12 protein-coding genes are annotated in these 10,950 nt (G+C 70.6%); 4 read left to right on the top strand and 8 right to left on the bottom strand.

Features of this window, described 5'->3' with window-relative positions:
• Positions 1-210: 210 nt before the first annotated feature.
• Complete coding sequence (locus BWR60_RS33975) at positions 211-576, top strand: hypothetical protein (protein ID WP_088157424.1); 366 nt, start codon at positions 211-213, stop codon at positions 574-576.
• Between the two features lie 59 nt (positions 577-635).
• On the top strand, positions 636-1,103 hold the full coding sequence (locus tag BWR60_RS33970; protein WP_088157422.1) for an NUDIX hydrolase: 468 nt from the start codon (positions 636-638) through the stop codon (positions 1,101-1,103).
• Positions 1,104-1,115: 12 nt separating this feature from the next.
• Here BWR60_RS33970 and BWR60_RS33965 read toward each other — a convergent pair whose 3' ends face one another.
• From BWR60_RS33965 to BWR60_RS33950, 4 genes are all read right to left on the bottom strand, one after another.
• Entirely contained in the window at positions 1,116-1,490 is a 375-nt protein-coding gene (locus BWR60_RS33965) for a c-type cytochrome (RefSeq protein WP_218823810.1), read from the bottom strand.
• Between the two features lie 31 nt (positions 1,491-1,521).
• Positions 1,522-3,681 carry a xanthine dehydrogenase family protein molybdopterin-binding subunit gene (locus BWR60_RS33960; protein ID WP_088157418.1) on the bottom strand — a complete coding sequence of 720 codons (2,160 nt, stop codon included), beginning with the start codon at positions 3,679-3,681 and terminating at the stop codon, positions 1,522-1,524.
• A 14-nt stretch (positions 3,682-3,695) separates the two neighbouring features.
• Positions 3,696-4,148, bottom strand: a complete 453-nt coding sequence (locus BWR60_RS33955; RefSeq protein WP_088157416.1) for a (2Fe-2S)-binding protein — start codon at positions 4,146-4,148, stop codon at positions 3,696-3,698.
• Between the two features lie 97 nt (positions 4,149-4,245).
• Positions 4,246-4,761 carry a MarR family winged helix-turn-helix transcriptional regulator gene (locus tag BWR60_RS33950; protein ID WP_088157414.1) on the bottom strand — a complete coding sequence of 172 codons (516 nt, stop codon included), beginning with the start codon at positions 4,759-4,761 and terminating at the stop codon, positions 4,246-4,248.
• 56 nt (positions 4,762-4,817) lie between these two features.
• Between BWR60_RS33950 and BWR60_RS33945 the strand changes: the two genes are divergently transcribed.
• Together BWR60_RS33945 and BWR60_RS33940 are read left to right on the top strand one after the other, a co-directional pair.
• Positions 4,818-5,774 carry a quinone oxidoreductase family protein gene (locus BWR60_RS33945; RefSeq protein WP_088157412.1) on the top strand — a complete coding sequence of 319 codons (957 nt, stop codon included), beginning with the start codon at positions 4,818-4,820 and terminating at the stop codon, positions 5,772-5,774.
• A 1-nt stretch (position 5,775) separates the two neighbouring features.
• The gene (locus BWR60_RS33940; RefSeq protein ID WP_088157410.1) at positions 5,776-6,966 is read left to right on the top strand and encodes an MFS transporter; all 1,191 of its coding nucleotides are present in this window, start codon (positions 5,776-5,778) and stop codon (positions 6,964-6,966) included.
• On the opposite strand, the gene BWR60_RS33935 is transcribed toward BWR60_RS33940, so the two are convergent.
• The 4 genes from BWR60_RS33935 to BWR60_RS33920 form a co-directional block, all read right to left on the bottom strand.
• Positions 6,963-7,817: a metal ABC transporter permease gene (locus tag BWR60_RS33935; protein ID WP_088157408.1), complete on the bottom strand. Its 855-nt coding sequence runs from the start codon at positions 7,815-7,817 to the stop codon at positions 6,963-6,965. The two genes, BWR60_RS33940 and BWR60_RS33935, sit on opposite strands and share 4 nt — an antisense overlap.
• 280 nt (positions 7,818-8,097) lie before the next feature.
• Complete coding sequence (locus BWR60_RS33930; RefSeq protein WP_088157406.1) at positions 8,098-8,940, bottom strand: metal ABC transporter permease; 843 nt, start codon at positions 8,938-8,940, stop codon at positions 8,098-8,100.
• On the bottom strand, positions 8,937-9,728 hold the full coding sequence (locus BWR60_RS33925) for a metal ABC transporter ATP-binding protein (RefSeq protein WP_088157404.1): 792 nt from the start codon (positions 9,726-9,728) through the stop codon (positions 8,937-8,939). The genes BWR60_RS33930 and BWR60_RS33925 overlap by 4 nt, the downstream gene beginning before the upstream one ends.
• Positions 9,715-10,623 (bottom strand): metal ABC transporter substrate-binding protein, encoded by a 909-nt coding sequence (locus BWR60_RS33920; RefSeq protein WP_088157402.1) that lies wholly within the window; start codon positions 10,621-10,623, stop codon positions 9,715-9,717. Before BWR60_RS33920 ends, BWR60_RS33925 begins: the two co-directional genes overlap by 14 nt.
• Positions 10,624-10,950 lie beyond the last annotated feature (327 nt).

Genomic DNA, 10,950 nt, shown 5'->3' with positions numbered 1-10,950 from the left:
CCCTGCCCCTGCCCCTGCCCCTGCCCCTGCCCGCAGGCATCGGCTAGGTACAAAGTCCGATCAATCCGGTTGACGCGGCCCGCATCCGATGATGGGATCACGGGCAGAGCACGACCGTATTTGCACGATCCATTTTCGATGATGCGGATTGTCCCGCCGGCGCATTGAGCCGGCGCACCCGGCATCCGCGCGATTTGCGAGGAGATAGGAATGAGAAGCGCATTTCGCTTCAGCCGGTTCCATTTCCGCTTCTACGCCGTCGGGCTGGTCGCCTTCACCCTGTCCCAGGTCCTGCTGACCTATCAGGGGCTCCGGCTGCCCGGCTGGCTGCGATTCACCCAGTCGGCCGCCGGCGCCTTCGCCACCGAACTGCTGGCCCTGCTGTGCTTCCTGGCCTTCGCCTATTTCTCCTACCGGCAGGTACAGGTGATCGAGGGCGTGTCACGAGGGGCGGTCGATATGGCGAGATGGATCTTCCGCGGCCTGGGCGGCCTCGCAGTCCTGCTGTTCCTCGCCGTCCAGCTGATGCCGATCGAGATCTGGATGCGCCTGACGGCGCTGTGCGCGAGCGGATAGCGGGCTCGCGGCGTGGTATGGCTGGAGAGCCACCGCAGCCGTCGCAACCCGAGGAGCGAATGCAGGAGATCCCGATCCGGAGCGTCGCCGTCGCCGTTGTCGTCATCCGCCACGCCGCCGCCGGGCCGCAGGTGCTGCTGCTGCGCCGCACCCGGTCCCTGGCCGGGGAGTGGTGCCAGGTCACCGGCGCGGTCGAGCCCGGCGAGACCGGCTGGCAGGCGGCGCTGCGCGAGACAAGAGAGGAGACCGGGCTGGTGCCGGAACGGTTGTATTCCGCCGATATCTGCGAGCAGTTCTACGAGGCCGAGCGCAACGTCATCAGCCTGCTGCCGGTCTTCGTCGCCGTCGCGGCGCCGGACGCCGAGGTGCGGCTGAACGCCGAGCACAGCGAGTTCCGCTGGGCCGGCTTCGGTGAGGCCGCCGGGATGGTGCCCTTCGCCGGCCAGCGCCACATCCTGCGCCATGTCGAGCGCGAGTTCGTGCAGCGGGAGCCGAGCCGCTGGCTGCTGATCCAGCCGAGCGGCTAACCCCTGCCCTCCTCAGGACGCCGGCACGGTCTTCAGATAGGCGATCAGGTCGGCCCGGTCCTGCGGGTTGCTGATCGGCGGCGCCGCCATCTTGGTGCCCGGCACCGCCTTGGCCGGGCCGGCCAGGAAAGCGTCCAGCGTCGGCTCGTCCCAGGGCTTGGCATAGGCCACCATCGCCCTGGAGAAGGTGTAGCCGGGCAGCGTCCCGGCGACGCGGCCGACCACGCCGGACAGGTGGGGGCCGAGCTTGTTCTGGTCGGTCACCGTGTGGCAGGCGCTGCAGCGCGAGAACAGGGTCTGGCCCCGCGCCGCGTCGCCATCGGCCAGGGCCGGCGCGGTGGCGCCGGCGGTCAGGAGGGCGGCCAGCGCCCAAAGCGATGCTCTCATTCTCGATCTCCGCATCCGGGGTGTCCGGGGGTCAGGTGGAGGCTTTCAGCAGGCCGGGGTCGATCGGCAGGGTGCGGATGCGCTTGCCGGTGGCGGCGAAGATCGCGTTGGTCACCGCCGGGGTGACAATGGCGGTCGCCGCCTCGCCCAGCCCGCCGGGCGCCTCGGCGCTCTGCACCAGATGCGTCTCCATCACCGGCACCTCGTCGATCCGCATCGGCAGGTAGGTGTCGAAATTCGCCTGCTCCACCCGGCCGTCCTTGAAGGTGATGGCGCCGTGCAGCGCCGCGGTCAGGCCGAACAGGGTGCCGCCCTGGATCTGCGCCTCGACCGTGTCCGGGTTGACCACCAGGCCGCAATCGACGGCGCAGACGATACGGCGGACGCGGACCGACCCGTCGGCCGCCACCTCGACCTCCGCCACCTGCGACAGGTAGCTGCCGAAGGCGAACTGCACCGACACGCCGCGCCCCTGCCCCTTCGGCAGCGGCGAGCCCCAGCCCGCCTTCTCCGCCGCCAGGGTCAGCACCCCGAGGGCGCGCGGATTGTGGCCGAGCAAGGACTTGCGGTACTCGACCGGGTCCTGCCTGGCCGCCGCCGCCAGCTCGTCGATGAAGCTCTCGACCACGAAGACGTTGTGCACCGGGCCGACGCCGCGCCAGAAGGCGGTCACCACGCCCGGCGGCTCGACCCGGACATAGTCGACATGGATGGCGTCGAAGGCATAGGGCGGCTGCGCGGCGCACTCGACCGCGTCGAAATCATAGCCGTCCTTGAACAGCGGCGGGATGTAGCGCGCGACGACGGAGGAGCCGGCAATGCGATGGGTCCAGGCCACCGGCCGCCCGTTCGCATCCATCCCGGCCGACACCCGGTCGTAGTAGTACGGCCGGTACAGGTCGTGCTGGATGTCCTCCTCCCGGCTCCACACCACCTTCACCGGGCCGTCGACCTGCTGCGCCACCTTGACGGCGGTCAGGGTGCCGTCCGCCTCCAGCCGCCGGCCGAAGCCGCCGCCGATCAGGTGGTTGTGGACCTGCACCGCCTCCTTCGGCAGCCCCAGCAGCCCGGCGACCAGCGCCTGGGTCAGGGTCGGCGCCTGGGTGCCGACCCAGATCTCGCAGCCATCCTTCCGCACATGGACGGTGCAGTTCATCGGCTCCATCGTCGCATGCGCCAGGAAGGGCAGCTGGTACACCGCGTCCAGCCGCTGCGCCGCGCCGGCCAGGGCCTTCTCGGCGTCGCCGTCATGGCGCGCGACCACGCCGGGCTGCTTCGAGCCCTCCTCCAGCGCGCGCACGATGTCGGCGCTGCTGACGGTGGCGTTCGGGCCGTCATCCCACTGCACCGAAGCGGCCTCCAGCCCCTTCTTGGCGGCGCCCATATGATCGGCGATCACGGCCACGGCCTCGTCGGTCCTCACCACCTGGCGGACGCCCTTGACCGCCATCGCCGCCGCCTCGTCGACCGATTTCGGCGTGCCGCCGCGGACCGGGGAGATGGCGATCGCGGCGATCTTCAGTCCCGGCAACCTGACGTCGATGCCGTATTGCGCCGTGCCGTTCACCTTGGCCGGCGTGTCCAGCCGCCTGGCCGGGGTGCCGATCAGGGTGAAGTCCTTGGGGTCCTTCAGCGCCACGGCCTTCGGATCCGGCGCCGGCAGCTTGGCCGCAGCGTCGGCCAGCTCGCCATAGCCCAGCGACCGCTTGCCGTCGGTGACCTGGCCGTGCCGCGCCTTGAGGGTCGCGGGATCGACCTTCCACTGCTTGGCCGCGGCAGCGACCAGCAGCATGCGCGCCGCGGCGCCGGCCTGGCGCAGCGGCGTCCAGAAGGCGCGGACGGAGGAGGAGAGCCCCGTGGTCTGCACATGCAGCATCGGGTTGGCATAGAGCGCGTCGTCCGGCAGCGAATGCTCGAGCCGGACCTGGTCGAGCCCGACCTCCAGCTCCTCCGCCAGCAGCATGGCGTGGGCGGTGTAGGTGCCCTGCCCCATCTCCGCCATCGGCATCACCAGCGTCACCAGACCCTGGCGGTCGATGCGGATGAAGGCGTTGGGCGCGAAGCCGGATGCCTCGGCCAGGGCCGGGCGCAGCGCCGGCGGCAGGGCGATGGTGAGGGCCAGCCCGCCGCCCACGGCAGCGCTGACCTTGAGGAACCCACGGCGGTCGAGGGTGTGAGAGCCATCAGGCATGATCCGTCCCTCCCCTACGCCGCGGCCTTGTGGATCGCGGCGCGGATCCGCTGATAGGTGCCACATCGGCAGACATTGCCCGACATGGCGGCGTCGATGTCGTCGTCGGTCGGTTTCGGCGTGTCCTTCAAGAGCGCCGCCGCCGACATGATCTGGCCGGACTGGCAGTAGCCGCACTGCACCACCTCCAGCTCCAGCCACGCCTGCTGCAGGGCGGCACCCTGCGGCGTCTGGCCGACCGCCTCGATCGTCGCGACCGCGCTGTCGCCGATGCTGTCGACCGTGGTGATGCAGGACCGCGTCGCCGCGCCGTCGACATGCACGGTGCAGGCGCCGCACAGCGCCTGGCCGCAGCCGAACTTGGTCCCGGTCATGCCGAGCACATCCCGCAGCACCCACAGCAGCGGAGTGTCGCCGTCGACATCGACCTCATGCGGTGTGCCGTTGATCTTCAACGTGAAAGCCATGGCGTTCCTCGCGTGATCCGCCCTCAGCCGGGGCGGCATCGCGCGAGCGTAGCTTGTTCGGGATCGGCGATTGATCCCCGGACGCTGGCATCAGAATTCAGGAATCCCGAACTTCCGGCAGGCCATCGTCCTGCGCCGGCGGCTCCGCCGTCACCGCATCGGCGAATTTCCGCATCAGCCGCACCAGCTCGTCGAATTCCTCCGGGTCCCAGCGGCCGAAGACGGCGCGGCCGATGCGGTCGCGCGCGGCGTCGACCCGGTCGGTCATCGCCCTGCCCTTGGCGGTGATCACGGCCTCCCGCACCCGGCGGTCGGCGGCGCTGCCGCGGCGCTCCACCAGGCCGAGCTCCTCCAGCTTCGCCACCTGGCGGCTGACGGTGGTGTAGTCGCGCCCCACCCGGTCGGCCATCTCGACCACGCCGATCGGCCCGAAGCGGCCGACCCCGACCAGCAGCGGGAACAGCGCCCGGTCCAGCGGGATCCCGGCCTCGCGGATCAGCACCTCGTCGCGCTGCGGCCGGTTCATCACCGCGACGATGTCGAGCAGCGCCCCGTGCAGCTCCCGCAGCTTCTCGCTAATATGTGTATTTTGCACATTTTTGCTTGCCGGCATCGAGAGTCCTCCATATATGTGCATTATACACACATCCTCCTCGAAGGGACCCTATCATGAAGGCCGCCATCGTCCGCGGGCGCGGGCTGACGCCCGTCTGCGCCGATTTCGCCGAACCGGTGCCGGAGGCGGGCGAGGCCCGCATCGCCGTCACCGCCGCCGCCATCAGCCCCGTGGTCAGGAGCCGCGCCTCGGGCTCACATTACAGCTCATCCGGCCACTTCCCCTTCGTCGCCGGCCTCGACGGGGTCGGCCGGCTCGACGATGGGCGCCGGGTCTATTTCATCATGCCGCGCGCGCCTTTCGGCAGCATGGCGGAGCGGGCGGTGGCGCCGGCGGCGCAGTGCCTGCCCCTGCCCGACGATCTCGACGACATCACCGCCGCCGCCATCGCCAATCCCGGCATGTCGTCCTGGGCAGCCCTGGTCGAGCGCGCCCGGCTGCAGGCCGGGGAGACGGTGCTGGTCAACGGCGCCACCGGCACGGCGGGCCGCCTGGCCGTGCAGATCGCCCGGCACCTCGGGGCGCGGAAAGTGATCGCCACCGGCCGCGACGCCGAAGCCCTGAGTGCGGTCGCGGCGCTCGGCGCTGATGTGACCATCCCGCTCGGCGCCGAGGATCTGGCCGACCGCTTCCAGGCGCAGTTCGCCGAAGGGGTGGACGTCGTCCTCGACTATCTGTGGGGACCGAGCGCGGCAGGACTGCTGATGGCGGGCGCCAAGGCCGGGCCGGAGGCCCGGCCGATCCGCTTCGTCCAGATCGGAGCGGCCAGCGGGGCGGAGATCGCCCTGCCCGCCGCCGCGCTGCGCGCCTCGGCGATCGCGCTGCTGGGCAGCGGCATCGGCAGCGTGCCGCCCGACCGCATGATCGCCGCCATCGGCGGGGTGCTGCAGGCGGCCCGGCCCGCCGGCCTCCGCATCGCGACGACGCCGGTGCCGCTGGCGGAGGTCGGGCAGGCCTGGAACCGCGACGACGGCCGGCGCACGGTGCTCACCATCGGGCCGGCCGCCTGAGATGCGCCCGATCCTGCCGGTCTTCGTCATCGTCTGCCTCGACGCGGCCAGCAGCGGGGCCGTCCTGCCCGTCCTGCCCTTCTTCCTGCGGGATCTGGGCGCCACGCCGCTGGTCCTCGGCCTCGTGCTCGGCGCCGAAGCGCTCAGCCAGTTCGTCGCCGCGCCCTGGCTGGGGCAGTTGTCCGACCGCTATGGCCGCAGGACCGTGCTGCTGGCCAGCCAGGCCGGGGCGCTGGCCAGCCTGGCGCTGCTGGCCATGGCCGACAGCGTGGTCTTCGTGCTGCTGGCGCGGGCGCTGCTCGGCCTCACCGCGGCGAATTTCTCCGCCGCGGCCGCCTATGCCGCCGACCACAGCAGCCCGGCCGACCGGCGGCAGGCCATCGGGATCCTCAGCGCCGGGCTCGGCCTGGGCGGGATGGTCGGCCCCGGCCTCTCGGGCGCCCTGGCCGGCCTCTCCCTGTCGGCGCCGGTCTGGGCCGCCATGGCGCTGTCGGCGGCCAGCCTGCTGGCGACCGCGCTCTGGCTGGACGGCGGAGCACCCCGCGACGGCACCGGGCCGGGCGAGGCGGTGCGGGAACGGACGTCGCTGCGGTCGCTCCTGGCCTCGCCGGCGATCCGGGTCGTCGTCGCCATCCTGCTGTGCCACTACGTGTCCTACGGCCTGTTCAGCTCCCAACTCGCGGTGTTCCTGGGCGACACCTTCAGCTGGAACGGCCATGCCTTCGGCCCGCGCGAGCTCGGCATCCTCCTCGCCGCCGACGGCGCCATCAACATCGCCGTCCAGCTCCTGCTGCTGCCGTGGCTCGGCCGCCGCCTCACCGAACGACGCCTGGTCGTCCTGGTCTTCGGCCTGCTGTCGGCCGGCTATGTCCTGGCCAGCCTGGCCACCGGGATCCCGATGCTGGCCCTCGCCGTGCTCTGCGTCAGCACCGGCGTGGCGCTGGCCCGGCCGACCTTCATCGCCGGGCTTTCCGTCCACGTCCCCTGGCGACACCAGGGCGTGGTCATGGGCACGATCCAGTCACTGGTCGCCGTTACCGATATGGTCACGCCGGTCCTGGCCGGAGCCATCGTCGGGCAGCGTCTCTACGGGGCGTGGCTCGGCGCGGTGGTGGCGACCGCCCTGGCGGGGGCGGTCATCGCGCACCGCTTTCTTCGCCTCCGGGATGGTCCGGGAGCGATCCGGCCCTAACCCGCGGCCGCCTGCCGCAGCAGCCCCTTCTTCGGCGCGAACAGGAAGGCCAACCCGAACAGCAGCGCCTGGACCACCACGATCGACGGGCCGGTGGCGCCGTCGAGCCAGAAGCTGAGCAGCGTGCCGAGCACGCTGGACAGAACCGCGGACCCGACCGCGGCCACCATCACCCGGCCGAAGCGGTCGGCCAGCAGCAGGCCGATGCACCCCGGCGTCACCAGCATCGCCATCACCAGCACCACGCCGACCGCCTGCAGCGCCGCGACGATGGTCGCGGCCACCAGCAGCAGCAGGATCAGCTCCAGCCGCCGCGGCGAGATCCCGATCACCCGGGCCTGGCCGGGATCGAAGCAGAACAGGATCAGGTCCTTCCGCAGCAGTAGCACGGCGATCAGCGTGACCGACCCGATCGCCAGGGTCTGGATCATGTCCGCCGGCTCGATGCCCAGCAGGTTGCCGAACAGCACATGCATGAAGTGGACGTTGCTCGGCGTCTCCGCCAGCAGCACCATGCCGAGCGCCAGGAATCCCGTGAAGGCGATGCCCAGCACGGCGTCGCTCTTGACCCGGCAGCGCGCCTCGATCGCCCCCGCCGACAGCACGCAGGCCATGCCGCTGGCGACGGCGCCGAGCGACATCGGCAGCCCGGCGACATAGGCCAGGATGATGCCGGGCAGCACGGCGTGCGAGACGGCGTCGCCGACCAGGGCCCAGCCCTTCAGCACGACGAAGCAGGACAGCACGGCGCAGACCGTGCCGACGAAGGCGGCGACCAGCATCGCCTGGACCATGAAGCCGTGCCGCAGCGGCTCCGCCGCGGCCTCGAGCAAGGACAGGAGAGCGGTCATCGGACGCTTCCTCCCGCATGCAGACATCGGCGAGCGATACCGACGGCAGGCTTGCGAACAGATTGGCTCTCCCGCTTGCGAGACCTTTTCATAACGGTAGCCCCTTCGCCGTCATTGCGAGGAGGCGAAGCCGACGAAGCAATCCAGGGGCCGGTTCGCATTGGCCCCTGGATTGCTTCGCTGCGCTCGCAATGACGGTGTTGGAATTCCGAAAGGGTCTCGCTTGCGGGAGAGGCAGGATGCCCGCTCGTCCGAAGCAGCCCAGCCAGGGTCCAGCCGCTCATGCGCTTGCTCTCCGCAGCAGCCCGTGCTTCGGCGCCAGGGCCAGCGCCAGCAGGAACAGGGCGGTCTGGGCCAGCACGATCAGCCCGCCGGTCGACCCGTCGAGGAAGTAGCTGGCATAGGCGCCGGCCATCGCCGTCGCCGCCCCCATGACCGCGGCCAGGACCAGCATGCGCGGGAAGCGGTCGGTCAGCAGGAAGGCGGTGGCGCCGGGCGTGATCAGCATGGCGACGACCAGCAGCGCGCCCACCGCCTGCAGCGCCGCCACCGCGGTCAGCGACAAGAGGCCCAGCAGCAGCAGATGCAGCCGCCCGGTCGGCAGGCCGATGGCGCGAGCATGCTGCGCGTCGAAGCAGTACAGCAGCAGGTCCTTCCATTTCGCCGCCACCGCCAAGAGGCAGCCGGCGCCGACGGCGAGGAGCTGCCACAGATCGGCATCGGCGATGCCCAGCAGGTTGCCGAACAGGATCGTGGTCAGCCTGAGGTTGCTGGGATACAGCGAGATCAGCAGCAGGCCGAGGGCGAAGAAGGCGGTGAAGACGACGCCGATCACCGCGTCGCCGCGCAGCTTCGTCGCCCGCTCGATCGCGCCGATGCCCAGCACCGCGAACAGGCCGGACAACACCGCGCCGAGCAGGAAGGGCGCGCCGGCCAGATAGGCGATGGCGACGCCCGGCACCACGGCGTGGGACAGCGCGTCGCCCAAGAGCGACCAGCCCTTCAGCGTGACGAAACAGGAGAGGACGGCGCAGACCGCCCCGACCACGCCGCCGCCGAGGATGGCCTTGACCATGAACTGGTAGCCGAACGGCTCGGCCAGGAGGTCGAGCAGTTCGGTCATCCCACCGCCCACCGCCGCGGCTCCGCGAGATCGGTCAGGCCGAAGGGCAGCTGGTGCAGCGCGCCGCCGAAGGTGCGGGCCAGGTTGTCGGCGGTGAACACCTCCGCGACCGGGCCGAAGGCGACCAGGCTGCGATGGATCAGCGCCGCCTGGTCGCAGAACTCCGGCACGCTGGCCAGGTTGTGGGTCGACACCAGGATCAGGTGGCCGGCGTCGCGCAGGCCCGCCAGGATGCCGGTGATCGCCCGCTCGGTCTTGACGTCGACCCCGGTGAAAGGCTCGTCCAGCAGGATGATCCGCGCCTCCTGCGCCAGCGCCCGGGCCAGGAACACCCGCTTGCGCTGGCCGCCGGACAGCTCGCCGATCTGGCGGCCGGCGAAATCCTGCATCCCGACCCGCTCCAGCCCGGCCGCCACCGCCGCGCGGTCGGCGGCCGACGGGATGCGCAGGAAGCCCATGCGGCCCTGGCGGCCCATCATCACCACGTCGCGGACCGAGACCGGGAAGCTCCAATCCACCTCCTCGGTCTGCGGCACATAGGCGACGATGTTGGCCTTCTGCGCCCAGGCCACCGGCCGGCCGCAGATCGCGACCGAGCCGGCGGCCGGGGCGACGAAGCCCATAATCGCCTTGAACAGGGTCGACTTGCCGCTGCCGTTCATGCCGATCAGGCCGCAGATGCTGGGCCGGTCGATAGTCAGCGACACGTCGCTGAGCGCCGTATTGCCGGCGCGGTAGCGGACGGTGACGCCGGAGACGGCGATCGACGGTGCCTCACTGGCCGACATTGAACCCGTCCCGGATCACCTTGGCGTTGTAGCGGAGCATGGCGAGATAGGTCGGCGCCGGCCCGTCATCGGTGGTCAGGCTGTCGACATAGAGGGTGCCGCCGAAGCGGACGCCGGTCTCCTGCGCCACCTGCCGCATCGCCTTGTCGTTGACCGTGCTCTCGCAGAACACCACCGGCACATGGTCGCGGCGCACGGTGTCGATCACCTTGCGGATCTGCTGCGGCGTGCCCTCCTCGTCGGCGTTGACGGCCCAGAGATAGCCTTCGGCCAGCCCGTAGTCGCGGGCGAGGTAGGAGAAGGCGCCCTCGCAGCTGACCAGCATGCGCTGGTCGGCCGGGATCTTCGCCAGCGCCTCGCGGATCGGCGCGTCCAGCGCCTTCAGCTCCGCCGTGTAGGCGGCGGCGTTGCGGTCATAGGTGGCGGCGTTGGCCGGGTCGACCGCCACCAGCGCCTTTCGGATGTTCTCGACATAGACGACCGCGTTGGCCGGCGACATCCAGCTGTGCGGGTTCGGCTTGTCGGTGTAGGGGCCCTCGACGATCGAGACCGGCTGGATGCCCTCGGTCGCCACCACGCTGGGCACGTCCTTGACGCCCTGGAAGAACTTCTCGAACCAGCGCTCCAGGCCCAGCCCGTTCCACAGCACCAGGTCGGCGTCCTGCGCCTTGACCACGTCGAGCGGCGTCGGGTCGTAGTCGTGGATCTCCGCCCCCGGCTTGGTGATCGATTCGACGATCGCGGCGTCGCCGGCCACGGTCTGCGCCATGTCCTGCAGGATGGTGAAGGTGGTGACGATGCGCTTCGGCCGCGCCCCCTCGGCCCAGGCGGGTCCGACCGTCAGCACCAGTGCCAGCGCCGCCGCCAGCACGCTTCGAATCCCCGACCTCGCCATGAGCCTCTCCGTTGCATCGCTATTGCATTGAGAATCCCTCGCATTGATTCAAATGTAGCTCAAGCTAAATTTTGAGATTCAGGCTTAACAGAGACTCATAGGCTTCCTCTTGATGCCCGGGCACAACGAGCGGGCACGGCGAGGCGCCCGCCGGGCCGGCGGTTTCACGACGTGCGCGTCCTAGAGCGGAATGAGGTTGGTTAGAATCGGAAGGGGATTCCCAGGGGCGAGGGAATGTGATTCACCATGCTGGCTGGGAGGAGGCCAGCCTGGATGGGTAAACCGTGCTCGATGGATCTCCGTGAGCGAGTGGTGCGGGCGGTGGAG

Source organism: Inquilinus limosus (assembly GCF_002195995.1).
In the GTDB taxonomy this organism is placed as follows: domain Bacteria; phylum Pseudomonadota; class Alphaproteobacteria; order DSM-16000; family Inquilinaceae; genus Inquilinus; species Inquilinus limosus_C.
The sequence above is the reverse complement of the archived record's forward strand: the minus strand, read 5'-3'. Positions and strand labels throughout refer to the sequence as shown.